General features: G+C 73.0%; 24 protein-coding genes. 9 read left to right on the forward strand and 15 right to left on the reverse strand.

The features are described 5' to 3' along the window. Positions 1-35 precede the first annotated feature (35 nt). The 8 genes from BS73_RS26525 to aceE form a co-directional block, all read right to left on the reverse strand. Positions 36-1,193, reverse strand: coding sequence for an alpha/beta hydrolase (locus tag BS73_RS26525; protein WP_037576628.1), 1,158 nt, complete (start codon positions 1,191-1,193; stop codon positions 36-38). Between the two features lie 338 nt (positions 1,194-1,531). Next, on the reverse strand, positions 1,532-2,230 hold the full coding sequence (locus tag BS73_RS26530) for a response regulator (protein WP_037576631.1): 699 nt from the start codon (positions 2,228-2,230) through the stop codon (positions 1,532-1,534). Further along, entirely contained in the window at positions 2,227-2,373 is a 147-nt protein-coding gene (locus tag BS73_RS39945; RefSeq protein WP_235215535.1) for an ATP-binding protein, read from the reverse strand. The genes BS73_RS26530 and BS73_RS39945 overlap by 4 nt, the downstream gene beginning before the upstream one ends. A gap of 5 nt (positions 2,374-2,378) precedes the next feature. Further along, complete coding sequence (locus tag BS73_RS26535) at positions 2,379-3,512, reverse strand: sensor histidine kinase (protein WP_051940704.1); 1,134 nt, start codon at positions 3,510-3,512, stop codon at positions 2,379-2,381. Between the two features lie 32 nt (positions 3,513-3,544). Beyond that, the gene (locus BS73_RS26540) at positions 3,545-4,123 is read right to left on the reverse strand and encodes a hypothetical protein (protein ID WP_037576632.1); all 579 of its coding nucleotides are present in this window, start codon (positions 4,121-4,123) and stop codon (positions 3,545-3,547) included. Between the two features lie 93 nt (positions 4,124-4,216). Continuing rightward, positions 4,217-5,005: a G1 family glutamic endopeptidase gene (locus BS73_RS26545; protein WP_152617728.1), complete on the reverse strand. Its 789-nt coding sequence runs from the start codon at positions 5,003-5,005 to the stop codon at positions 4,217-4,219. A 147-nt stretch (positions 5,006-5,152) separates the two neighbouring features. Further along, entirely contained in the window at positions 5,153-5,923 is a 771-nt protein-coding gene (locus tag BS73_RS26550; protein ID WP_037576635.1) for a G1 family glutamic endopeptidase, read from the reverse strand. A gap of 267 nt (positions 5,924-6,190) precedes the next feature. Next, positions 6,191-8,941 carry a pyruvate dehydrogenase (acetyl-transferring), homodimeric type gene (gene aceE, locus BS73_RS26555; RefSeq protein ID WP_037576637.1) on the reverse strand — a complete coding sequence of 917 codons (2,751 nt, stop codon included), beginning with the start codon at positions 8,939-8,941 and terminating at the stop codon, positions 6,191-6,193. 476 nt (positions 8,942-9,417) lie between these two features. On the opposite strand from aceE, the gene BS73_RS26565 reads away from it, so the two are divergent. Beyond that, entirely contained in the window at positions 9,418-9,855 is a 438-nt protein-coding gene (locus tag BS73_RS26565) for a DUF3052 domain-containing protein (RefSeq protein ID WP_037576644.1), read from the forward strand. A 198-nt stretch (positions 9,856-10,053) separates the two neighbouring features. Here BS73_RS26565 and BS73_RS26570 read toward each other — a convergent pair whose 3' ends face one another. Further along, positions 10,054-11,013, reverse strand: coding sequence for a hypothetical protein (locus BS73_RS26570; RefSeq protein ID WP_037576646.1), 960 nt, complete (start codon positions 11,011-11,013; stop codon positions 10,054-10,056). Positions 11,014-11,122: 109 nt separating this feature from the next. On the opposite strand from BS73_RS26570, the gene BS73_RS26575 reads away from it, so the two are divergent. The 4 genes from BS73_RS26575 (at position 11,123) to BS73_RS26590 (ending at position 14,537) form a co-directional block, all read left to right on the forward strand. Then, the gene (locus tag BS73_RS26575; RefSeq protein ID WP_037576647.1) at positions 11,123-11,581 is read left to right on the forward strand and encodes a peroxiredoxin; all 459 of its coding nucleotides are present in this window, start codon (positions 11,123-11,125) and stop codon (positions 11,579-11,581) included. Between the two features lie 67 nt (positions 11,582-11,648). Continuing rightward, positions 11,649-12,224, forward strand: a complete 576-nt coding sequence (locus tag BS73_RS26580) for a TerD family protein (protein WP_037576648.1) — start codon at positions 11,649-11,651, stop codon at positions 12,222-12,224. A gap of 353 nt (positions 12,225-12,577) precedes the next feature. Then, on the forward strand, positions 12,578-13,234 hold the full coding sequence (locus tag BS73_RS26585) for a TerD family protein (RefSeq protein ID WP_037576650.1): 657 nt from the start codon (positions 12,578-12,580) through the stop codon (positions 13,232-13,234). A 19-nt stretch (positions 13,235-13,253) separates the two neighbouring features. Further along, positions 13,254-14,537: a DUF475 domain-containing protein gene (locus BS73_RS26590; protein WP_063837071.1), complete on the forward strand. Its 1,284-nt coding sequence runs from the start codon at positions 13,254-13,256 to the stop codon at positions 14,535-14,537. 193 nt (positions 14,538-14,730) lie between these two features. Here BS73_RS26590 and BS73_RS26595 read toward each other — a convergent pair whose 3' ends face one another. After that, entirely contained in the window at positions 14,731-15,903 is a 1,173-nt protein-coding gene (locus BS73_RS26595) for an ROK family transcriptional regulator (RefSeq protein WP_037576652.1), read from the reverse strand. Positions 15,904-15,992: 89 nt separating this feature from the next. On the opposite strand from BS73_RS26595, the gene BS73_RS26600 reads away from it, so the two are divergent. Then, a complete protein-coding gene (locus BS73_RS26600; protein WP_037581228.1) occupies positions 15,993-16,736 on the forward strand; it encodes a Tellurium resistance in 744 nt (247 codons plus the stop codon). 64 nt (positions 16,737-16,800) lie between these two features. Here BS73_RS26600 and BS73_RS26605 read toward each other — a convergent pair whose 3' ends face one another. Further along, on the reverse strand, positions 16,801-17,589 hold the full coding sequence (locus BS73_RS26605) for a TerD family protein (RefSeq protein ID WP_084704382.1): 789 nt from the start codon (positions 17,587-17,589) through the stop codon (positions 16,801-16,803). Positions 17,590-17,598: 9 nt separating this feature from the next. After that, positions 17,599-17,904: an MTH1187 family thiamine-binding protein gene (locus tag BS73_RS26610; RefSeq protein WP_037576654.1), complete on the reverse strand. Its 306-nt coding sequence runs from the start codon at positions 17,902-17,904 to the stop codon at positions 17,599-17,601. 200 nt (positions 17,905-18,104) lie between these two features. On the opposite strand from BS73_RS26610, the gene BS73_RS26615 reads away from it, so the two are divergent. Beyond that, positions 18,105-19,289, forward strand: coding sequence for a cysteine protease StiP domain-containing protein (locus BS73_RS26615; RefSeq protein WP_063837072.1), 1,185 nt, complete (start codon positions 18,105-18,107; stop codon positions 19,287-19,289). Positions 19,290-19,388: 99 nt separating this feature from the next. Here the strand turns inward: BS73_RS26615 and BS73_RS26620 are convergent, their stop codons facing one another. The 3 genes from BS73_RS26620 to BS73_RS26630 form a co-directional block, all read right to left on the reverse strand. Then, positions 19,389-19,913 carry a DUF4383 domain-containing protein gene (locus BS73_RS26620; protein WP_084704384.1) on the reverse strand — a complete coding sequence of 175 codons (525 nt, stop codon included), beginning with the start codon at positions 19,911-19,913 and terminating at the stop codon, positions 19,389-19,391. Between the two features lie 193 nt (positions 19,914-20,106). Then, positions 20,107-20,331, reverse strand: a complete 225-nt coding sequence (locus tag BS73_RS26625; RefSeq protein ID WP_037576657.1) for an FmdB family zinc ribbon protein — start codon at positions 20,329-20,331, stop codon at positions 20,107-20,109. Between the two features lie 32 nt (positions 20,332-20,363). After that, the gene (locus BS73_RS26630; RefSeq protein ID WP_037581238.1) at positions 20,364-21,239 is read right to left on the reverse strand and encodes an SDR family NAD(P)-dependent oxidoreductase; all 876 of its coding nucleotides are present in this window, start codon (positions 21,237-21,239) and stop codon (positions 20,364-20,366) included. An 86-nt stretch (positions 21,240-21,325) separates the two neighbouring features. On the opposite strand from BS73_RS26630, the gene BS73_RS26635 reads away from it, so the two are divergent. Together BS73_RS26635 and BS73_RS26640 are read left to right on the forward strand one after the other, a co-directional pair. Next, positions 21,326-22,183 carry a helix-turn-helix transcriptional regulator gene (locus tag BS73_RS26635; protein ID WP_037576660.1) on the forward strand — a complete coding sequence of 286 codons (858 nt, stop codon included), beginning with the start codon at positions 21,326-21,328 and terminating at the stop codon, positions 22,181-22,183. A 228-nt stretch (positions 22,184-22,411) separates the two neighbouring features. Further along, on the forward strand, positions 22,412-24,121 hold the full coding sequence (locus BS73_RS26640; RefSeq protein WP_037576662.1) for an L-lactate permease: 1,710 nt from the start codon (positions 22,412-22,414) through the stop codon (positions 24,119-24,121). Positions 24,122-24,145 lie beyond the last annotated feature (24 nt).

Raw genomic sequence — 24,145 nt, forward strand, 5'->3', positions numbered from 1 at the left:
CCGCGCTCAGGTCGTCCTCCGCGAGGGTACGCGGCTCACAGACCCCGGTCGCAGCTCGGGTCACCCGTCGCGCAGACCACGTCGGAGTACCGGCCGAGGGCGATGTCGGCGAAGCTCCGCAGGCTGTCCGTGCCGGGGTAGAGGTAGCCGGTGTGGCCGTGCGCCCCGGCCGCCGAGACCACCCGGGAGCCGAAGCCCGCGCTGGTCGGGTCGGCCCCGTGGCCCAGGCCCTCGACCTCCAGGTACGGGACGTTGGAGATCCAGTCGCTGCCGTTCCTGGTCGCCCACAGCCGTACGCCGTCGCCGAGCTTGGCGGCGTCCGGGACGCCCATCCCGGGGCTGCCGAAGACCACCATGTCGGTGACCCCGTGGCTGCGCCGGATCCCGGGCGCGGCGAGGCCGCAGACCACCGAGCCGTAGGAGTGGCAGAAGAGCGAGGGCGCGGTCAGCGGGTGGGTGGTCGCCCGCAGCCCGGCGAGGAGGTGGTCGAGCCGGGGGACGGCCGCCTCGGCGAGCCGCGAGGTGGCGGCGTCCGCGCCGAGGCCGACCGGGGTGGTGTAGTCGGCCCAGGCGATCACGGCGGTCCTGGTGCCGGGGGAGTCCGCCTGCTCCTGCGCGTAGAGCGACTGGGCCATCCCGGCGGCGGCCCGCGGGGGCTGCTGGGTGTCCTCGTAGTGGGTGGCGTCCACATCGGAGCCGGGGACCAGGACGGAGATCCGCTGAGCCGCCGTCAGGTCGCCGAAGACCTCGGCCACCTGGCCCCGGCTGCGCGGGTCGAAGGCGAGGATCTGCCGGCCGGGCCGCAGCAGCGCCCGGTACTCGCCGGCCAGCGCGGCCGAGGTGCGCGGATCGGCGACGGCCTGCTGGAGGGCGATCCGGTTGGCCCGGTAGCGCAGCTGGACGGGGGCGCCGTCGAGGTTGCCGACCACCAGCGGGTACCGCTGGGCCAGCTGCTCCTGCTGGGCGTCGCTCAGCGAGGCGAAGAACGCGGCGGTGTCGGCCGGCTCGGCGCTCTGCGGGTCGGGCAGGGAGCGGTCCAGCGCGTGGTCGCGGTGCCATGCGGTGGTCCCGGGCAGCGGCCCGGTGATCGCGACCTGCTCGTCGGAGACGGCCGCCCCGGCGGCGGCCGCTCCGCTGCCGCAGAGGACGGCGAGGGAGACCACCGCCGCGATCAGCGTGCGCTTCAACCGCATCCGCAGGTGTCTCCCTCTGTTGGGCCGGCGACCGTGGCACGGGCCGGGCCCGCAGGTCGTGCTCTGGCTGGTCGGGTACTGCTGGTCGGGTCGCTGGTCTTCTCGCGACCGGCGACCGGCGACCGGAAACCGGCGACCGTCGGCCAGCGTAAGGCGGTTCCTCAAAGGATCAAGGGCCGCCCCACATCGACAACTGCGACAAGTGTCACAAAGGTGCTGCTTCGTGCCTTGTTTTCACTCTCGATTCACACGATCGGTCCAGGTCCGGTCGGATTCGGACGCCGTGTCGCCTTACTGTGACCCTCGTCACGCGGAGGCCGTTTTCCGCGCGCCCCTGGTCAGCCCTCGTCGCCCGCGACGACCAGCCCGGACTCGTAGGCGAAGACCACCGCCTGCGCCCGGTCACGCAGCGCCAGCTTGGTCAGCACCCGGCTGACGTGGGTCTTCACCGTCTGCTCCGCCAGCACCAGCCGCCCGGCGATCTCCGTGTTGGACAGCCCGCGGGCGACCAGCACCAGCACCTCCCGTTCCCGCGCGGTCAGCGCCGGCAGCCGGAGGGCCGCGGCCGAGGGGGCCGCGGCCCCGGCCGGCCGGCTGCGGACGAAGTCCGCGATCAGCCGGCGGGTCACCGACGGGGCCAGCAGCGCGTCGCCGGCGGCCACGATCCGGACCGCGGAGATCAGGTCCGCCGGCGGGGCGTCCTTCAGCAGGAAGCCGCTGGCGCCCACGCGCAGCGCCTCGTAGACGTAGTCGTCGATGTCGAAGGTGGTCAGCATCAGCACCTTGCAGCGGTGGGCGGTCAGGGCCGCCGCCGCCTGCGCGTCCAGCAGGAGCCGGGCCGCCTCCAGCCCGTCCAGCTCGGGCATCCGGACGTCCATCAGCACCACGTCGGGGTGGGTGGCGCCGCAGACCTCGACCGCGGCCCGGCCGTCCGGCGCCTCGCCGACCACGTCGATGTCCGGCTGTGCGTTCAGCAGGGCGGCGAAGCCGGCCCGCACCATCGCCTGGTCGTCGGCGATCACGACCCTGGTGGTCATTCCGGTCGGGACCCTTCCTCCGGTGGGGCGCCGCCGCCGCACGGCGGTACGGCGAACGGCAGTACGGCGATCACGTGGAAACCGCCCTCCGGGAGGGCGCCCGCGGTCAGCCTGCCGCCCAGGGCGGAGACCCGCTCGCGCATCCCCGTCAGGCCGTGGCCGGGCCGATCCGGTCCCGAGGCCTCCACCGGGGAGCGCCCGCGGCCGTCGGGAGCCGGATCATTGCACACCGACACCCGCAGCACCGCGCCTCCCTCGGCGCCCCCGTCCGGGCCCCCTCCGCCCGCTCCAGCCGCACCCGGGTGGGCGCCCCCGGCGCATGGCGCACCACATTGCTCAGCGCCTCCTGGACGATCCGGTACGCGGAGAGGTCCACCGCGCGGGGGAGGGCGCCGGGCTCGCCGAGCCCCTCGGCCACCTCCAGCCCGACCGGGAGCCCGGCCCGCCCGGTCGCCGCGACCAGGCGCGGGAGCTCCTCCACCCCCGGCTGCGGGGCCCGCTCCACCGCCGCGTCCTCGCTGCGCAGCACCCCGAGCAGCCGGCGCAGCTCGGTCAGCGACTCGCGGGCCGCGCCGCCGATCGAGGCGAACTCCTCGGTGGCCGCCTCCGGCAGCCCGGTGATCCGGTACGGGGCGCTGTCCGCCTGCACCGCGATCACCGACATATGGTGCGCCACCACGTCGTGGAGTTCGCGGGCGATCCGGGCGCGCTCCTCCAGCAGCATCCGCCGGGCCCGCTCGGCCTCGCTGATCCGCTCCTGCTCGACCAGCCGGCGCTGGGTCTGCCCCCGCTCCCGGACCGCGTAGCCGGCCACCAGCACCACCCCGCCGAGGAACAGCACGATCAGGCTGTCGCCGAAGCCGTGCTGCCGGGGCACGGCGGCGCTCACTCCGAAGCCGAGGAGCGCGGTGGCCGCCCAGACCGCGGCCGCGGTCCGGCGGGACTCCCGCAGCCCCACCGTCAGCAGCACGAAGAGGTAGCCGATCAGGGCGGGCGCCGCCCATGGCCAGGGGAAGACGTCGCGCCGGCCGGTGCCCAGCACGGTGAGGGCCGCGGCCAGGTCCGTCGCGGCCGCCCAGACCCAGCCCGGTAGCGCCCGGCGGGCGGCCACCGGCAGCGCGGAGGCCTGCAGCACCGAGAGCACCCAGGCCGCGGCGGCCGGCAGGCCGAAGTCCTGCTGCAGATAGATCTGCTGGGTGGGCACCAGCACCAGCGCGAGGAGCCAGGCGAGGGCGTGCGGTAGCGCGCGCAGCAGGCCTCCGCTCTCCTGATGTGTCGTCATCCCGCGCCCAGCCTAAGTGCGTCGGCCCCCGGTCAGGGCGCGGCGGTCAGCCGACGGGCTGCTATTCGGCTCCGCAGCCGCCGGTGGGCGGCGAACAGCGGCAGCGCGGCGGCCTGGAAGGCGACCACGATCCCGGCGTGCACCATCCAGGCGCCGAACAGGGTGGGTCCGCCCCAGGAGTCCCGCATCCGCGGGTCGGCGCTGAACATATGGCCGATCGAGGGGAACGCGTCCGGCCGCAGCGGATAGAGCCAGCCGGCGCCGATTCCGTAGACGCAGAGGCCGGCGGAGACGAAGGCGAGGAGGGAGAGCGGCAGTACGGCCAGCGCGTACCGGACCGGCTGCGGGCGCCCGGCGGGGGGCGGACCGGACCGGCCAAGCGCCAGGCGCGCGGCCCGGCGCCGCGCTCCGGCCAGGCCGAGGAGCAGCGCCCCGGCATCCCGGGGGAGGGCGGTGAAGCCGAAGCGGGTCAGCCGCAGCGCCCGGCGGACCGGGCCGGCGGGCCCGCTGTGGATCCCCGCGCTGTGGGTCGGCGTGCTGCGGGTCGGCGTGCTGCGGGTCGTGGCGCTGCCGTGGGTGATCGGACGTCGGACGGTCGTGTTCTCGTTCATGCCGCGGACGGTAGGTCGACGGCCGCCGCGGGGGCGTCGTACCGGGGCGGTCATTCTGGCGCGGCCCGCTGGTACCCGGGTAGGGGGTCCTGATCAGTGGTGGTACCAGGTGACGGTGAACTGCCGCCCCCCGTCCAGCGGCGAGGTCCGCGCCTTGACCGTCCCCCCGCGGGAGGCCATGGTCAGCCGCTGCGGTCCGGCGGAGCCGAGCGACCGCCCGTCGGCGGTGGCGCCGAGGAAGGTCACCGCGCCGAAGTCGGCCAGCGGCTGCACGCTGCCCGAGGAGCTGGACGGCGCCTCCGCGATCACCTCGGCCGAGGAGAGCCGCGCGGCGCCCAGCCGGCGGTGCTCGGTCCGGCTCCAGCCGCGGGTGATGTCCACCAGCCGCAGGGTGAACGAGCGGCCCGCGCCCGCGGTGACCGAGGCCCACATGTGGTCCCCGGCCCGCACCGGCGCGGCGAAGTCGACCGGGGGGCCGGGGTAGAGCTCGTACCAGCCGTAGACGGACGGCAGGCCGGCGGCGCAGTCCGTGTCGGTGCCGATCTGCTCGACCGTGCCGCTGGACACCCCGTCCAGGCCGACCCAGAAGGAGGAGACCCCGTCCCCCGCCGAGCAGCGCGCCGCGGGCTGGCGCCAGCCCGCCGAGACCTGGGTCCAGCCGCCGCCGGAGGCGGTGTAGCCGGCCCAGTTGGTGCTGGTCGCGGAGGCGGCCCGGTGGAGGCGGACCTGGCGGGAGGCCGCGTCGGCGGCCTTCGCCGCGGCCCCGGCGGAACCGGTCGGGACGGCTGCGCCTGCGGCCGCGGTGGCCATCGCGGCCACCGCGGCACAGCCGGCGGCGAGCGCCCGGCGTTTCGTCTGCTTGGTGAATCGGCGTGCGGGCAAAGGGAATCCCCCTCTTTCCCTGGACGGTCGCGTGGTGCCGTTGCCCGTCAAGGTAGGAGGGGGATCAGTGGGCGGACAGGTGCTCGGCTCAAGTGGCTCGGCGCCTTCCGGACGGATCGGGCCGATCCGGGCGTCCGCCCCTCGCCGTCAGCTGTGCTTCCAGGTCACCGAGAAGGCGGTGCCGCTGCTCAGGGACGAGGTGGTGGCCTTGGTGGTGGAGCCGGAGGCCATGTTGATCTGGTCCGGGGAGAAGTTGCCGATGCTCTGGCCGTTGGCCTTGGAGCCGCTGAAGTTCACGGTGCCGAAGTTGGAGAGCGGCAGCACCCCGCTGGAGCTGGACGGCGCCTCCGCGATCACCTCGGCCGAGGCCAGGGCGGCGCTCTTCAGGGTCGCGTTGACGGTCTTGGTCCAGCCCTCGGTGTTGTTGGCCAGGGTGAGGGTGAAGGAGCCGCTGCCGTTGGTGGTCACGGTGGCGGTGAACTTGTCGCCCGGCCTGACCGTGTTGGAGAAGTTCACCGGGTACTTCGGGTACATCTCGTACCAGGACGAGTAGACCGGGCTGCCGCCCGAGCAGTCGGCCTCCGTGCCGGTCTGCTCCACCGAGTTGCTGCCGTCGCCGTCCAGGCCCACCCAGAAGCTGGAGTACGTGGTCGAGCTGCCGCAGCTCACCGACGGCTGGGTCCAGCTGGCGGTGATGCTGGTGAACTTGGAGCCGGTGGCCGCGTAGCCGGCCCAGTTGGAGCTCGAGGAGTTGAGTATTCGCCCGTGGGGGTCCGTCACATGGGCGGCCAGGCTCTGGGCGGGGGCGTTCAGGGCGGCTGCCGCGGGGGCGGCGACGGCTGCCGCGGGTGCGGCTGCGCCGAGCACCGCGAGGATCGCGGCGGACAGTGCGGTGGTGCGACGGGGGTTCGCCGGCATCGACTGCTCCTTCAGGCCTTTGCACCGGTTCCGGAGGTGGCGGGTTCGCGCCGTCCGGGGAACCGATGTTGTTGATGTGCCGTCAAATCTAGGGCGCGGTTCCGCCGGCGAACCCCGCCGGTTCACAACTCTTCACGGGAACTCCCGCGCGCACCGGCTCGAACAAAGGCCCGGTAAAAACACCGGTGCCCGGTGGGTGACGATCCGTCACCCACCGGGCACCGTACGTCGATCAGACGTCACTCAGACGTCGATCGGGTGGCAGCGTCAGGCGTCGCCGCCGGCCGCCCCCGGGTCCGCCGCCGCGACGTCCAGCAGCTGGTACCGGTCGATCGCGGCCTTCAGCACCGAGCGGTCCACCTTGCCCTGCTTCGCCAGCTCGGTCAGCACGCCCACGACCACCGACTCGGCGTCGATGTGGAAGAACCGGCGGGCGGCGCCGCGGGTGTCCGCGAAGCCGAAGCCGTCCGCGCCCAGCGACTGCCAGGGGCCCGGCACCCAGCGCGAGATCTGGTCCGGGACCGCCCGCATCCAGTCCGAGACGGCCACGAACGGGCCCTCGGAGCCGGAGAGCTTGCGGGTCACGTACGGGACGCGCTGCTCCTCCTCCGGGTGGAGGAGGTTGTGCTCCTCGCAGGCCACCGCGTCCCGGCGGAGCTCGTTCCACGAGGTGGCGGACCAGACGTCGGCCTTCACGTTCCAGTCGCGGGCCAGGATCTCCTGGGCCTCCAGGGCCCAGCCCATCCCCACGCCGGAGGCGAGGATCTGCGCCGGGATCTCGCCCTCGGTGCCCGGCCGGTACTTGTAGACGCCCTTGAGGATGCCCTCGACGTCCACGTTCTCCGGCTCGGCCGGCATCTTGATCGGCTCGTTGTAGACGGTGAGGTAGTAGAAGACGTCCTCGCCGTGGGGGTGCTCCGGCGAGGAGCCGTACATCCGCCGCATGCCGTCCTGGACGATGTGCGCGATCTCGAAGCCGAAGGCCGGGTCGTAGGCCACGGCCGCCGGGTTGGTCGAGGCCAGCAGCTGCGAGTGGCCGTCGGCGTGCTGCAGGCCCTCACCCGTGAGCGTGGTCCGGCCGGCGGTCGCGCCCAGGACGAAACCGCGCACCAACTGGTCGGCCATCTGCCAGAACTGGTCGCCGGTGCGCTGGAACCCGAACATCGAGTAGAAGACGTAGACCGGGATCAGCGGCTCGCCGTGGGTCGCGTACGCGGAGCCCGCGGCGATCGCCGAAGCGGTGCAGCCGGCCTCGGAGATGCCGTCGTGCAGCATCTGCCCGGTGGTCGACTCCTTGTACGCCAGCAGCAGCTCGCGGTCGACCGACTCGTAGGTCTGGCCCTGCGGCGAGTAGATCTTCGCCGAGGGGAAGAGCGAGTCCATGCCGAAGGTGCGGTACTCGTCGGGCGCGATCGGCACGAAGCGCTTGCCGATGTTCTTGTCCCGCATCAGGTCCTTGAGCAGCCGGACGAACGCCATCGTGGTGGCGATCTGCTGGTTGCCCGAGCCCTTCTTCAGCGCCTTGTAGGCGTCGTCGCCGGGCAGCTCCAGCGGCTTGCTGCGGACCTTGCGGGTCGGCACGAAGCCGCCGAGCTCCCGCCGGCGGTCGTGCATGTACTGGATCTCCTCGGAGTTCCGGCCCGGGTGGAAGTACGGGGGCAGGCCGCTCTCGAGGTCCTTGTCGGCGATCGGCAGGTGCAGACGGTCGCGGAACCGCTTGAGGTCCTCGACGGTCAGCTTCTTCATCTGGTGGGTCGCGTTGCGGCCCTCGAAGTTGGGGCCGAGCGTCCAGCCCTTGACGGTCTGGGCGAGGATCACCGTCGGCTGGCCCTTGTGCTCGCGGGCCGCCTTCATCGCGGCGTAGATCTTGCGGTGGTCGTGGCCGCCGCGACCCAGGTGCTGGATCTGCTGGTCGGTCAGGCCCTCGACCATCTTCCGCAGCCGCAGGTCGCTGCCGAAGAAGTTCTCCCGGATGTACTCGCCGGACTCGGTCGCGTACGTCTGGAACTGGCCGTCCGGGGTCTTGTTCAGCTTCTCGACCAGGACGCCGTCCCGGTCCTGCGCCAGCAGCGGGTCCCAGGTGCGGTCCCAGACCAGCTTGATGACGTTCCAGCCGGCGCCGCGGAAGACCGACTCCAGCTCCTGCATGATCTTGCCGTTGCCGCGGACCGGGCCGTCCAGACGCTGGAGGTTGCAGTTGACCACGAAGGTCAGGTTGTCCAGGTTCTCCCGGGCGGCGATGGTCAGCTGGCCGAGCGACTCGACCTCGTCCATCTCGCCGTCGCCGAGGTAGGCCCAGACGTGCGAGTCCGTGAGGTCCTTGATGCCCCGGTCGGTCATGTACCGGTTCATCCGGGCCTGGTAGATCGCGCCGAGCGGGCCGAGGCCCATGGAGACGGTCGGGAACTCCCAGAAGTCCGGCATCGAGCGCGGGTGGGGGTAACTGGAGAGGGCGTTCGGCGCCTTCGACTTCTCCTGGCGGAAGCCGTCCAGCTGCTGCTCGCTGAGCCGGTCCAGAAGGAAGGCCCGGGCGTAGATGCCGGGGGAGGCGTGGCCCTGGAAGTAGACCTGGTCGCCGGACTCACCCTCGGCGTCCTTGCCCCGGAAGAAGTAGTTGAAGCCCACGTCGTAGAGGGACGCGGAGGAGGCGAAGGTCGCGATGTGGCCGCCGACCCCGATGCCGGGGCGCTGGGCGCGGGACACCATCACGGCCGCGTTCCACCGGGTCGCGTTCAGGATCTTGCGCTCGATCTCCTCGTTGCCGGGGAAGAACGGCTCGTCCTTGGTCGCGATGGTGTTGACGTAGTCCGTGCTGCGCATCTCGGGCACGGCCACGCGCTTGGCGCGGGCATGCTCGATCAGGCGGAGCATCAGGTAGCGGGCACGCTCGCGGCCGCGCTCGTCGATGGCGGCGTCGAGCGAGTCAAGCCACTCGCCGGTCTCCTCGGGATCGAAGTCCGGGACCTGGCTGGGCAGGCCGCCAATCATGATCGGGTTGCGATCGGATCCGGAAGCCACGCTGTTCCTTCACTGTCGGTCGTAGAGATGGGTCGCGCCGCCTCCATCGTGTACCGCGGTCGGAGATCCGTCATCTCTACTCATCGGTAACCGATTATCGATCAAACCGACCGGTGGTGGGTGGCGATGGTTTGGTGGGCCACCCCGAGACTGTACGCCTGTTCTCCCCCTGGGCGGGAAGGGGCCACGAGGACCTGCGGTTCGCGGCGAGTGAACGCGGCGTGGAGTTCTCGGCGCCCGCGGTGGGCGACCGTCACACCGTCCTCTTGCTCCCCCGTGGGCAGAGGCGGTCGGGAAGCGTCTAAATGAGGACAAAGGGCAGTGAGGTGTGTCACGCTCTACGGCGTGTCCAGCAATCAGACGTCAACGTTCGGGCGACGGCGCGACCTGGGTACTTGCGCGAACCGCCCCGCCCGTGTGGACTACGCCCACAACCCCGGCCGGGAAGGCCGGGACGGATACAGGAGGTCATACCCGTGAGCGCGACCGCGGACCCCGCGGAGGACAGGCTCAAGACCGCACGTCGGCTGGGCCTTGAGCCGGGACAGGTGGTCCAGGAGCTCGGTTACGACGAGGACTCCGATCAGGAGTTCCGCGAGGCGGTCGAGGAACTGCTGAACACCGAGCTCGTCGACGAGGAGTACGGCGACGTCGCTGACGCGGTGCTGCTGTGGTACCGAGACGATGAAGAGGACGGCGATCTGACGGACACCCTCGTCGATGCCCTGGAGTATCTGGCCGAGGGCGGCCTGGTGTGGCTGCTGACGCCGAAGACCGGCCGGCCCGGGCATGTGGAGCCGCAGGACATCGCCGATGCCGCGAAGACCGCAGGCCTTTCGCAGACGTCGACTCTGACGGTCGGCAAGGACTGGGTAGCCAGCAGGCTGGCCTCCCCCAAGTCGTCGAAGAAGTAACGCTTCCCGGGGCCGCCGCCCCGGGCCCGATGGCGCGAAGCGCCGTCACGGGCCGCGGGGAACCGCGCGCCCGGCCGTGAACTCCGCCGCACTCGGCAAGGGACTCCGGATCTCCCCGGAAGCCCTTGCCGGGTGCGGCTTCGTCATGGGGGCGGGCGCGCGGCTCCGGAACGGCCGCTCAGCGTGGGTCAGGCGGCGCTAGAAGGCGAGCCTGCCCAGCAGGCCGGTCACCGCCCGGGGGAGCGGGATGCTGACCGGGAGGTCGTCCAGCAGCGGGGTCAGGGCGAGCAGCTGCGGGATCCGGCGGAGGCGGAGCTCGCGGCGGGCCAGCAGGGTGGGGACGGAGCAGCGGCCCGCGGCCACGCCCAGCAGGACCTCCGTGCGCGCCTCCGGCCCCGGCAGGTCGCCGCCGGGCGCCGGCGCCAGGGTCCAGCCCTCGCCGTCGGCGCGGAACCACCAGCCGCGGCCGTCGGTGGTGTGCGCCGCCGCGGTGGCCCGCAGGCCGCGCCGGAAGGCCAGGGCGCCGAGGACGTCGAGGAGCGCCGCGCAGGCGGCGTCCTGCAGCGGCTCCCCGGCGGTCGCGGTCCGCGGCAGCGCCAGGGCGAGCTGGAAGGGGATCGCGTGCACCTGGGTGAGGAGGGGGAGGGGGCCGTACGCGGAGCCCGTCCGGGCCGCGGCCAGCGCCGCCGACTCGGGACGGGCCAGCCGGTCGAGCACCTCGGCGGTGGTGTCCCGGGCCCGCCGCAGGGCGGACCGCAGGTCGGCGGCGGAGGGCGGCGGCAGCCGCCGCGGCTCGGCGGCGGCGACCGCGCCGTGGGGGGCCGGGGGTGACGGGACCTGGGCGGGGCCTTCGGCGACGGGTCCGCGGGCAGCTGTGCGGGCGGCTCCTTCGTCGGGCGGGCCGGGGGCGGCTCCTGGGGCGGCTCCTGGGGCGGCGAGGCCGTGGGCGGGGCCCTCCGCGGCGGACCGCGCCTCGGTCAGCAGGCGGGCCAGGAAGCGGTCCTCGGGCCAGTCGCCCAGGGCGGCCAGCGCGGGGGTCGGCTCGGGGGCCTCGCCGAGCCCGGCGAGGAAGGCGTCCCAGGCGCGCAGTACCCGGCCGCGCAGCTCGTCCTGGGGATGGGAGGCAGCGCCCCGCGGGCCGCGCGGATGGTCGTACATGGGATCCATTGTCCGCTGCGGATCTTCCGGATGGGACACTGGGCGGGGCGTCCGAGTGGGCGCCTCTTCGACGGACTTCTACAGTCTCCGACTTGGAGGGCGAATCGCTATGGCGGTCGAGATCGGTACCGAGGCTCCGGACTTCGAGCTGAAGAACCAGCACGGCGAGCTGGTGAAGCTCTCCGACTTCCGGGGCAGCAAGAACGTCGTCCTGGTGTTCTACCCGTTCGCCTTCACCGGCGTCTGCACCGGTGAGCTCTGCTCCCTGGAGCGCGAGCTGCCGCAGTTCCAGAACGACGACGTGCAGATCCTGGCGGTCAGCAACGACAGCCCGTTCAGCCTGCGGGTGTTCGCCGAGAAGGAGGGCCTGGAGTACCCGCTGCTCTCGGACTTCTGGCCGCATGGAGCCGCTTCCCGGGCCTACGGCGTCTTCGACGAGGAGAAGGGCTGCGCGGTGCGCGGGACCTTCGTCATCGACAAGCAGGGCGTCGTGCGCTGGACCGTGGTGAACGGCCTGCCGGACGCCCGTGACCAGCAGGAGTACCTGAAGGCGCTGTCGGCCCTCTGATCGGCCGGCTGACCTGCGGGTGCTGAAGGACCGTCACCGTTCCCGGCCGAAGGGGTAGGTAGCTCTCGTGGTGGTGAGCCTCAACAAGGGCGGCACCGTCTCGCTGTCGAAGGAGGCGCCCGGGCTGACCGCGGTCGACGTCGGACTGGGGTGGGACGTCCGGACCACCGCGGGCACCGGCTTCGACCTGGACGCCAGCGCGATCCTGGCCACCGCGGAGGGCCGGGTTGCCCGGGACGAGGACTTCGTCTTCTACAACAACCGGGCCAGTTCGGACGGGTCGGTCGAGCACTCGGGAGACAACCGCAACGGCGTCGGGCCGGGCGACGACGAGGCGATCCGGGTCAATCTGGCGGCGGTGCCGCCGGAGGTGCAGCGGATCGTCGTGGTGGTCTCGGTCTACCAGGGCGAGCAGCGCGGCCAGAACTTCGGCCAGGTGCGGAACGCCTTCATCAGGGTGGTCAACCGGGCGAACGGGGAGGAGATCGCGCGCTACGACCTCTCCGAGGACGCGGCGCTGGACACCGCGGTGGTCTTCGGCGAGCTCTACCGCTTCGGCGGGGAGTGGAAGTTCCGGGCGATCGGGGAGGGGTACCGCACCGGTCTGCGCGGGATCGCCGCCGACTTCGGGGTGGACGTCTGATCCCCTTGATCCCCTGAACCGCTCTGCCCAGGTGGCGCCCTGACGGGTCGTCGGATGCCGATCGCCGGCTTCCGGCGGCCCGTTCCGCGTTGCGTGGCAGTGGTGTGCGCCGGGGGAGTTGAGGCGCGGATAGGCGCACGTGGTGAAGCGCGCGCCGGGGGGCGCGCACCTTCAGTTCAGGGAAATTCAGGTGCTCTTCGGGCACCACCGGCGCTCGCGGTGCCGTAGGACTGGAGGAGCGGCCTGCGGGGGAGGCCTGCTTCGTGCGTGCCGTCGCTCGCCGTCACGGCGGGCACCGCGGCGCGGGGACACGACGTCGCAGACCACCCGAGCGGAGCCGAAGGAGGAGCAGGATGAGCGTGACGCTCGCCAAGGGCGGAAACGTCTCCCTGAGCACGGTGGCCCCCCATCTCAGCGCCGTGGAGGTCGGCCTCGGCTGGCGGGCGCGGCCAGGGGGCCGGGAGCCCGCCGACCTCGCGGAAGCGGCGGAGCGCGGAGAACCGGTGGACCCGGCCGCGGCGCCGTTCGATCTGGACGCCAGTGCACTGCTCTGCGCGCACGGCAGGGTGCTCGGCGACGACTGGTTCGTCTTCTACAACAACCTCAAGTCCCCCGACGGCTCCGTCGAGCACATGGGCGACGAACTGCGCGGCGGCACGGGCGCCCAGGACGACGAGACGATCCAGGTCGACCTGGAGCAGGTGCCGCCGGAGGTGGACGCGATCGTCTTCTGCGTCTCGATCTACGAGGCGGAGATCAGAGGCCAGAACTTCGGGCGGGTGAGCGACGCCTACATACGCGTCGTCGACCAGGCCGACGGGAGCGAGCTCGCCCGCTACGACCTCACCGGTGAGGCCTCGGAGCAGACCGCGATGGTCTTCGGCGAGCTGGTGCGGGCCGAGGCCGACGGCCCCTCCGGGCGCGGCGACTGGCGGTTCCATGCGGTGGGCCGCGGATATCCGACGGGGCTGCGCGGCATCGCACTGCAGCACGGCGTCAACGTCCAGTAGCGGAAAGGGATCCACCGCCGTGTTCTTCCGCACCTTCGGGTGGGCCGTCGGCGCCTCGGCCGTCGCGCTCGCCGCCTCCGCCACGCTCTGGGGACCCACCGGCTTCGGGGTGGTCCTGATCCTCGCCATCCTGGAGATCTCGCTCTCCTTCGACAACGCCGTCGTCAACGCCACCGTGCTGCGCCGGATGCCGGCGTTCTGGCAGAAGCTCTTCCTCACCCTCGGGGTGCTGATCGCGGTCTTCGGCATGCGGCTGGTCTTCCCGCTGCTGGTGGTCGGCGCGACCGCGCAGATCGGCCCGAAGACCGCCATCGAGCTGGCCCTCGACCCCCACCGGACGTACCACGGGCTGGACTACGCACAGCATCTGCAGGCGGCGCACCCGGCGATCGCCGCCTTCGGCGGGATGTTCCTGCTGATGATCTTCCTCAACTTCCTGATCAGCGAGAGCGAGTACGCCTGGCTCAAATGGATCGAGAACCCGCTGCAGCGGTTCGCGCTGCGCAGCCGGAGCGACGGGCGGCTGCCGGTGGTCTTCTTCGCGCTGCTGGTGCTGGTGGCGGTGGTGGTCTTCCTTCGCCAGGACGGCATCGGCACCGGCACGGTGGCGATAGCCGGGATCTCCGGGCTGGCCGCCTTCCTGCTGGTGGAGGGGGCGTCCAACTGGTTCGAGTCGAGCGCCGAGCGGCAGGACGAGGAGACGGCGGAGGCGAAGGAAGGGGCGGAGGAAGGGGCGGAGGGCGGAGGCCGGCCGGCCGCCGGATCCGGGCGCGGGACGGCGGTGGCCGGACGGGCCGCGTTCCTCCTCTTCGTCTACCTGGAGGTGCTGGACGCGACCTTCTCCTTCGACGGGGTGGTCGGCGCCTTCGCGGTCAGCCAGGAGATCTTCCAGATCGCGGTCGGCCTGGGCATCGGCGCGATGTTCATCCGCTCCCTGACCGTCTACCTGGTCCGGCAGGGCACGCTGGACGAGTACGTGTACCTGGAGCACGGGGCGCACTACGCGATCGGCGCGCTGGCGGTGGTGCTGCTGATCGGCATCAAGTACCAGGTGCCGGAGATCGTCACCGGGCTGATCGGGGTCTGCTTCATCGCCGTCGCGCTGTGGTCCTCGGTCCGGCTCAACCGGCGCGACGCGCGGGCCGCGCGGGAGCGGGAGTGGAGCGAGACGCGGTCGGCGGAGGCGGAGACGGAGGCGGTCTCGCCGGCGGAGCCGGTCGACGCGGCGCCTCCGGGGACACCCCGGGACGTCATCCAGGACGCCGTCCCGGCACGCCCGGACGGGACGCCCCACGGCGCGTAGTGCGGCCCGCGCGCGACGGCCGCGCGGCCCGGCAGTGGGCCCGGGGCCGCCGCGGCCTCCGCTGCCGAGTGCGGCAGCTCACCGGCCGGCCGTGCGGTTCTCCCGCCCCTTGTTGCCGGCGCCTGCGGCGCCGCGCTCGGCGTCGCGTCCGAGCGGAGCCGGCTGAGGGGAGTCGGCTGAGCGGAGCCGCTCGCTACAGCGGGGCGTGGAAGCGGTGGCTCAGGATCTGTTCCAGCGCCGCCTGGGCGGCCACCGCGACCGCCCCGGACAGCACCGCCCCCGACCCCAGTCCGGAGACCGCCAGCCGCGGCGGGTAGGGCACCCGGCCGGCCAGCCTGGCCGACACCCGGTCCAGCAGCAGGTCGCCGTTGAGGCCGATGCCGCCGCCCAGCACCACCAGCTCGACGTCCGCCACCGCCGCGAGCGGGGCGATGTAGCCGGTGATCCGCCGGGCCTCCTCGTCCAGCACGGCCAGCGCGCCCGGATGCCCCTCGCGGGCCAGGGCGAAGACCCGCTCCGTGGTCAGCGGCGGCCCGTCGGCCGGGACCTGGAGCCGTGCCCGGGCGTAGCGCAGCAGCGCGGGCGCGCACGGGTCGTTGTCCGGCTGGGAGCGCTGGTCGATCGCGTAGTCCAACTCGCCCGCCGCACCGGAGAATCCGCGGTGGAGCTCGCCGCGGAGCACCAGGCCGGCGCCGACCCCGGTGCCGATCGAGACGAAGGCGAAGTCCTCGGCGTCCCGGCCCAGCCCGCACCAGCGCTCGCCCAGCGCGGCCAGGTTGATGTCGTTCTCCACGGTCACCGGCATCCGCAGGGCCGAGCGGAACTCGGCCTCGGCCGGGAAGCCGTCCAACGCGGGCACGTTGAGGGCCTGCGCGAGCCGTCCGCGCCTCCGGTCCACCACCCCCGGCACCCCGACCGCGGTGTGCCGCAGCGCGGTGCGCGGGAGGCCGGCCTCGGCTGCCAGCCGGTCCGCGAGCCGGGCCGAGGCGGCCACCACCCGCGGTGCGTCCTGCCCGTCCACGTCCACGTCCTCGCGGATCAGGACCGTGCCCTCCAGGTCCGCGAGCACCCCGCGGAGCCGTCGGGCGCCCATGTCCAGGCCCAGGACGTGGGCCGCGTCCGGGCGCGGGGAGAAGAACAGCGCGCCGTAGGTGGGTCCTTGGGCCGGCCGCCCCTGCGGGCCGGTCTCGGCCACCAGGCCCATCTCCAGCAGATCCTGGAGGAGGGCCGAGACGGTGGGCTTGGATATCCCCGTGCGCCGGGCCAACTGGGCGCGGGAGACCGGCCGCTCGGCACGGATCGTCTGGAAGACGGTGCGGAGGTTGATCTCCTTGAGCGTGCGCGAGGTGGCCGGGCCGGCAGTCATGGCGACACCCTAAGGTGCAGGCCGGAGGGTGCGGGAGTGCCCTTCCGGGTAATGGACTTGTCGGTACGTCAGGTGAAGGGGTGGAGCCGATGGCGGGGGTCCGGGACTTTCTGCGCAGGAGCGAGCGCCAGTACGACACCGGTGTCAACCGGGTCACGCTCACCAAGTCGCAGCCGGTCGTCGAACTGGGCGAGCAGGCCACGCTCTCCGGCACGCTCCAGGTCAACCTGCACTGGACGATGCGGGAGGCGGACCTGACCCCGCGCCGGCAGCGCGGCGGCGGGCTGTTCAACGGCGGGGGGCTGTTCCGGCCGATCGAGGTGCAGTCGGCCAGCAAGCCGATGGTGAACGTGGACCTCGACCTGGCCTGCATGTACGAACTCACGGACGGCACCAAGGGCGTGGTGCAGCCGCTCGGCGGCTACTTCGGGGAGCTCCAGCACCCGCCGTTCATCAAGCTCAGCGGCGACGACCGGTACGGCGCCCCGTCCGGCGAGACGATGTACGTCAACATGGACCAGAAGGAGGCCTTCCGGCGCCTGCTGATCTTCGTCTACATCTACGACGAGACCCCGGCCTTCGCCCGCACCCACGGGGTGGTGACCTTCTTCCCGTACGCCGGCCCGCGGATCGAGATCCGCCTGGACGAGCGGGACTCGCACGCCCGCTCCTGCGCGGTCGCACTGCTGGAGCGGAAGGGCGAGCGGATCACCGTCCGCCGCGAGGTGCGCTACGTCTACGGCTACCAGGCCGAGTTGGACCGGTTGTACGGCTGGGGCCTGCAGTGGAAGCGCGGCTACAAGGGCGGCTCCGGGCCGGAGGTCAACGGCTGAGGTGCGGGGGCCGCGCGGGCCGGCGCCGGGCGGGTCTCCAGCCGCGGACCTCGGGGACTACCGGTCAGCGGGGGGTGAACTGCGGGCCCTGGGGCGGCAGGGCAATATCCGGCGAGCCGCCGGAGCCGGGGCGCCCGCCCTGGCCGCTTCCGCTCCCTCTCCCGCTCCCCGTCCTACTCCCGACGCCTTTCCCGCTGCCGCCCCCCGCGCCGGTCGGCGGGGAGCCGGCCTCGGTCGGGGTGTCCGCGCCGGACCGCGCGGACGGCGGCGTCCGGGAGGCCGCCTCGGCAGGCGCCCCGGCCGGCTCCTCGTCCACCACGATGCCGAAGTCGGTGGCCAGGCCGACCAGGCCGGACTCGTATCCCTGGCCGATCGCGCGGAACTTCCAGCCGCCGTCCCTGCGGTAGAGCTCCCCGCAGAGGAGCGCGGTCTCGCGCACGGCGTCGGTCAGGTCGAAGCGGAGCAGCGGTTCGTCACCGGGTAGGCCGGCCGTGCGCTGGTCGTGCAGCAGCAGCCGGAGCGCCGGGACCCGGCCGAAGGTCGCGCCCTCGGCCGAGGCGGCGACCACCACCCGCTCGACGGCGGCCGGCAGCCGGCCCAGGTCGACGTCGAGCAGGTCCGCGACCTCTTCCCCGAACCGCTGCTTGGCCCGGTGCCTGACCAGGCCGGACGGGTGCCGGGGCTGGTTGTAGAAGACGAAGTCGGCGTCGGTGCGCACCCGGCCGTCCGCGCCCAGCAGCAGCGCCGACACGTCGACGTCGGGGGTGCCGGGGGCGTCGTGCCAGCGCAGAACGGCCCGCACCGCGCGTACCGCGAGCCGGGTGTTCGCGCCCTTGGACATGACCTCCGCCATGGGAAGAGGCTAGCTCTTGGCGGTGTCGGCGAGGCGTCGCTCGACGCTCTCGACCTTGGCGGTCATCCCGTCGGTCACCCCGGCCCGGATGTCCGCCTTGAGCACCAGGCTCACCCGGCTGCTGGCGGCCCGGACCGCGTCGGTGGCCCGGCGCACCACGTCCATCACCTCGTCCCACTCGCCCTCGACGGTGGTGAACATCGAATCGGTCCGGTTGGGCAGCCCGCTGGCCCGCACCACGCGGACCGCCTCGGCGACCGCGTCGCCGACGTCCTCACCGCTGCCGATCGGGGTCACGGAGAACGCCACGATCATGGGGTACCGCCTCTCTGTCGCACCGCTGTGTCATTCGTCTCTGTATTTTGTCGGATATGCCCGACTCTGTGCCCGAGCATCGCCTTCCCTGAGGGAGAATGGCGCCGGGAGCAGTGGAACCAAACGTGATCTCGGCTACGTTCTTCGTGTATCGCCGAGCCCTGCCGGACCGAAGTGCACGCCGAAGATCGGGGACGCCCATGACGACGATGCCGCCGCCCGTCGACGCCGCCTCGTCCGGCCATGTCCCGGTGCCGGCGCCGCTCCGCGCCCCCGGGCGGAGGGAGCTCGTCCCGCTCGGCGGGCCGGGGTTCTCCAGCTGCGCGGGCGAGGAGGTGGCCTGGCTGCTCACCGACCTCACCGGGGTGCCGCTGGACGCGGCCCCCACCGCCCTTCCGGTCGAGTACCAGCCCGCCGCCGAGCACCAGCGGCTCTTCGAGGAGGCGCTCGCCGAGGGCGCCCGGCACACCGCCCGCGCCGTCGGCGTCCTCACCGAGACCCTGATAGCCGAGCGCGGCCGGGAGCAGCCGGACGGCTTCGGCGGGAACATCGTGCTGGCCTCGCTGCTGCGAGCGGGCACCCCGGTGGGCATCCTGATCCGCCGCTGGGCGGCCTGGGGCCACGGCATACGGCTGCGGCACTACGCCGTCTCGATGGTCCGCGGGCGCGGGGTCGACCCGGCCGCCCTCCGCTACCTGGCGGCCCGGCACGATCCGGCGGACGTGGTCTTCGTGGACGGCTGGACCGGCCGCGGAGCGCGCACCAGGGAGCTCGTCGAGGCGCTGGACGGCACGCCGTTCACCCCGGAACCCGCGGTGCTGGCCGACCCGGCGCGCTGCGCCCGCACCTTCGGCACCCGCGAGGACCTGCTGATCCCGTCCGCGCACCTGGACGCCACCGTCTGCGGTCTCGTCTCCCGCCCGGTGCCGGTCGCCGAGGGCGCCTTCCACGGAGCGCGCTGCTTCCGCGAGCTGGCCGGGGCGGACGCGACGGCGACCTTCCTGGAGGCGGTGACCGCCCGCTTCGAGGAGGTACGGGACGAGGCCGTCCACGAGGCGGCCGAGCTGGTCGAGGCCGACCCCGAGGACCGCGAGCCGGACTGGGCGGCCTGGGACGCCGCGGAGCGGATCGCCCGTGAGCGGGGGCTGGCGCACGGCAGGAGCTCAGGCGCCGAGCTGGTCCGGCCCGGGGTCGGCGAGACGATCCGGGTGCTGGAGCAGCGGCGGCCGCTCGCCGTACTCGTCAGCGCGTCGTCGCCGGAGTCGGCGGCGGCCGAGGACCTGGGGCTCCGCCAGGCGCTCGCGCTGGCGGGGCAGCACGGCGTCCCGGTCGAACGGGTCGAGGGCCTCCCCGTCACCTGCGCGGGGATCGTGGCTCCCGACTGATCCGTGCCAGTGGACGGATCAGTCCGACCGGGACGCCGGTCGACCGCCGCCCGCGCCGCCTTCCATGCCGTCCAGGCGCGGGTCGGAGGGCGGGCGCGGTCAGAGGCTGCGCGGCGGGACGTGCGGGACGCGGGCGATGGCGATCGCGTCCTCCTTGGCCGCCTTCTCCGGGTGCCGCTTGCGCCAGTAGGGGTTGTCGTGCGCCAGGCCGCCGGTGACCCGGCCGTAGAGGCCGAACATCATCAGGATCAGCCCGACCACGAAGCTGAACAGGACGTTCTGGATGTGGAAGGCCAGGAAGTTGTTCGGCCCGTCCAGCAGGCCCAGATTGACGAAGCCGCTGATCAGGAAGATCACTCCGACCACCGTGTTGAGGGTGGAGGCGAAGTTCCCGCCGCGCACCGCGCCGAACATCAGCAGCAGGCCGAAGAGGATGGAGAGCAGGGAGAGCAGTCCGTTGGTGGACAGCCCGGCGAGCTTGTCCCCGTTGGTGCTGAAGAAACCGACGTCGCCGGCGAAGCCGAAGGCGCCGAAGACCAGCAGCACGAGGCCGATGAAACCGGCCCCGTAGCGGTAGACGAGGTTGAGCCGGTGGTCCGCCGGATGCTTGTCGTTGAGTTGCATCGCCGCCTCCTGGGGGTTGGGGGGCAGGACGGTCGACGCATCCATGGTCCGGCCGCTGAGTGAACCCGGCAAGCGAACCGGGGCGTGCGGGGGGCTCGGCCCCGGCGCGCGCCCCGATGTCCGTGCGGCTCAGCGTTGCGACCCGGCGGTGCGGCTCAGCGTTGCGACCCGGCGGTGCGACCCGCGGTGCGGCTCAGCCGCCGCAGCCGCAGGACCCCCCGCAGCAGCCGCCACCGCCGCCCGCGCCCGGGGCGGGGGCCTGGGCGCCGGCCGTGCCGGTCACCGCGACCGTCGAGAGCAGCTTCACCACATCGTCGTGCCCGGACGGGCAGACGGCCGCGGCGTTCGCCGCCGCCATCGGCCGCCGCAACTCGAAGGTCGCACCACAGGTCCGGCACCGGTATTCGTAACGAGGCATGGCCGCAGCGTACCGTCCGGGCGCCGGCTCGCTCAGGCGCGGGCGCCGCCGTCCACCGGGAGGACCGCGCCGGTGACGTACGAGGAGCGGTCGCTGAGCAGCCAGGCGGCGGTCTCGGCGATCTCGGCCGGGTCGGCCGCGCGGTGCAGCGGGGTGAGGGAGATCAGGTGGTCGACCAGGCCGGGGGTGTGCTCCGCCCATTCCCGGATCATCTCGGTGGAGGTGTGGCCGGGGGCGATCGCGTTGACCCGGATGCCCTCCGGGCCGTAGGTCACCGCGGCCGACTCGGTGAGGCTGTTGACCGCGCGCTTCATGGCTCCGTAGGCGGGCAGCGCGGGGTTGCCGCGAAGGCTGCCGACAGAGCTGTTGTTGACGATCGCCCCGGTGCCGGCGGTCGCCCGGATGGCGGCGACCTCGGCGGACATGGCCACCCAGACGCTCTTCAGGTTGACCTGGTAGAGCTGGTCGAAATCGGACTCCGGGGTGGTGTCCATCGGGCCGGGCGGGACGGCGATCCCACCGTTGTTGAAGGCGGCGTCCAGCCGCCCGAAGCGGTCCACGGTGGCCTCCACCGCGGCCCGTACCGCGGCCGGGTCGGCCAGGTCGCAGACCACGTACTCGGCGGTGCCGCCGGCCGCCCGGACCTCCCCGGCCACCGACTTCAGCTGCGCCTCGGTGCGGGCCGCGAGCATCACGCGGGCGCCCTCGCGGGCGAACAGCCGGGCGGCGGCGGCGCCGATGCCGCGGCCGGCGCCGCTGATGAAGGCGACCTTGCCGGCCAGGAGCGGGCGGGGGGCGGTCGCGGTGTCCGTGGCGTCCGTCGTGCTCGCGGTGGTTGGGGTGGTTGCGGTGTTCGTCGTGCTTGCGGGGTTCGTCGTGCTCGCGGGGTTCGTCGTGGTGTCGCTCATGGCATCGAGGCTGCGCCCGGCCGGGGCGGCCATCCAGGCATCACCCGTACCTGGCTCCGCGATCCGGGGTCGCGCAGACTGGGTGCGTGGACAGACGAGAGCTGGCGGACTTCCTGCGCAGCAGGCGGGAGCGGATCAGTCCCGCGGAGGCGGGGCTGCCGACCGGGCAGCGCCGGCGCACCCCGGGACTGCGGCGCGAGGAGGTGGCCCAGCTCGCGTACATCTCCATCGAGTACTACACGCGGCTCGAACAGGCCCGCGCGCCGAAGCCCTCGGCCGAGGTGCTCGCCGGGCTCACCCGGGCGCTGCGGCTCTCCGACCGCGAGCGCGACCATCTCCACCTGCTGGCCGGCGCGCCGCCGGTGCGCCCGCTGGGGCCGCCCCGTGAGGTGCGGCGGAGCATCCTCGACATGCTGGACCGGATGCCGCTGTCCGCCGCCTTCGTCACCTCCGCCGCGTTCGAGGTGCTCGCCTGGAACGAGCTGGCGGCCGCGCTGATGGAGGACTTCTCGGCGGTGCCGCCCCGGGACCGCAACCTGCTGCGCCGGGCCTTCCTCCAGCCGCGCCAGGAGGGGCGGACGCTCTACGGGGTGTCGGACGTGGAGGCGTTCCGGCGCAACTCGGTGGCCAGGCTGCGGAACTCGACGGCCCGCTACCCGGAAGATCCGGGGCTGGCCGAGCTGGTGGACGAACTCCGGGCCGGGAGCCGGGAGTTCGAGCGGTTGTGGGCGGCCCGCGAGGTGGTCGGCGAGCCGACGCTGCAGAAGACCTTCCAGCACCGCCTGGTGGGCCGGATCACGGTCGACTGCGACGCCCTGGACATCTCCGACCGCGACCAGCAGGTCGTCATCTACACGGCCGTCCCCGGCTCGCCGTCGGAACAGGCTCTGCGGCTCCTCTCGGTGCTGGGCACCGAGCGGATGGGCGCGGACTCGCGCGGCTGAGACCGGGTCGCGCGGGCGGGTTTTGTTAGCAGCCTTGACAGTCACCTGGGCTGCGCCCATATTCCTCTACGCGAAAGGCGTTGATCACATCGCGGAATCCGCACCCGTACCGTGCGGAGCCCATGGAGGTCCCATGCCCGTCCCGTCGCTTGCGTCCCCGCCCACCGCCGGTGCCGGTCCCGGCACCCCCGCCGACAGACGGTCGTGCCGGGCCGAGGAGGTGTGCGGATGACGGCCGACGTCTTCCACCAGGTGCTGGACCCCGCGCACAGCACTCTGGGCAGCACCCTCCTCGCGCTGGTGCCCGCAGTGGTCCTGCTGCTCCTGCTGGCCGCCTTCCGGATGAGTGCCTGGAAGGCGGCGATCATCGCCTCGGTGGTGACCCTGGTCGAGGCGATGACGCTGTGGCAGGCACCGGTCGGGCATACCTTCGCCGCGTACGGACTCGGCGCCGCCACCGGTGTGTGGTCGGTGGACTGGATCGTGCTGTGGGGCGTCGTCATCTACAACACGATGGTGGTCACCGGGGCGTTCGAGGCCTTCAAGCGCTGGCTGGTGACCCATGCGACGGCCGACATCCGGGTGCAGACACTGCTGATGGCCTGGGCGTTCGGGGCACTGATGGAGGGGCTGGTCGGGTTCGGCTACCCGTGGGCCGTGGTGGCCCCACTGCTCATCGGCTTCGGAATGGCCGACCTGGCCGCGATCCGGGTGGCCGCGCTGGCCAACAACGCACCCGTCTCCTTCGGAGCGCTGGGGGCGCCCATCATCGGTCTGGCGGCGGTGACGGGGCTGCCGCTGATGTCGCTGTCGGCGGCGGTCGGAAAGATCGTCGCGGTGCTGGCGCTCGCCCCGCCGTGGCTGCTGATCTACCTGGTGAGCGGGAAGCGCGGGTTCCGGGACGGCTGGCCGCTGGCGGTGGTCGGCTCGCTGGCGTACATCCTCGGGCAGTACCCGACCTCGCAGTGGCTCGGGCCGTATCTGCCGGACGTGATCGGGTCGCTGGTCTGCTTCGGCGCGCTGCTGGTGCTGCTGCGGTACTGGAGGCCGAAGTCGATCCTGGGCTTCGGCGGGACGCCGCTGACGGAGGAGCAGATCCGGGAGCACGAACGGGGGCTGGCGGGCGAGCCGCCGTCCGGCGAGTCGCCGTCCGGGGAGTCGCCGTCCGGGGAGCCGGCGTCCGCCGGGCCGGGGGCCGCCCGGGCCGGTGCTCCGGTGCGGCAGGCGTGGCGGGGGCTGGTGCCGTTCGGGATCCTGGTCGCCGTGGTGGTGGCCTGGACCGGCCCGTGGTCCCCGCTGCCGAAGTACGTGCCGTTCGCCCCGCATGTGGACGCCGTCTCCTCGCTCTCCGGCAAGCTGAGCAAGGCGAGTTGGTCCTTCGCGCCGTTCGTGGCCGGCACCGCGATCCTGGTCTGCTGGATCATCATCGCGGCCTTCCTGCGGCCGAACGCGGCGGAGCTGCGGCAGGTCGCGCGGAACACCTTCCGGCAGATGTGGGGCGCGCTGCTGGTCGGGCCGATCGTCTTCGGCCTGGCGTACGTCTACAACTTCTCCGGGATGGGCAACTCGGTGGCGCACGGCTTCGCGCAGGCCGGCTCGGCGTTCATCATCGTCTCCCCGCTGCTCGGCTGGGTCGCGGTGGCCCTCTCCGGCAGCAACACCTCGGCGAACGCGCTCTTCGGCGGGCTGCAGTACTCGGTGGCGAACCTGCTGCACGCGCCGGTGCTGCTGTTCCCCTCACTCAACTCGCTGGGCGCGGAGGTCGGCAAGCCGGTCGCCCCACAGACCGCGAGCGTCGGGGTGGCCACGACGCGGCTGGTCCGCAGCGAGGGGCAGGTGATCCGCTACAACCTGGGCTGGACGCTGGCCGTGCTGGCCTATCTGGTGCTGATCGGGCTGCTCTTCTACTACGTGCTGCCGGGGACGATGCGGGTGTAGCGAGCAGGGGTGTCAGGTCGGTTC

It is taken from the genome of Phaeacidiphilus oryzae TH49, assembly GCF_000744815.1.
GTDB classification, from domain to species: domain Bacteria; phylum Actinomycetota; class Actinomycetes; order Streptomycetales; family Streptomycetaceae; genus Phaeacidiphilus; species Phaeacidiphilus oryzae.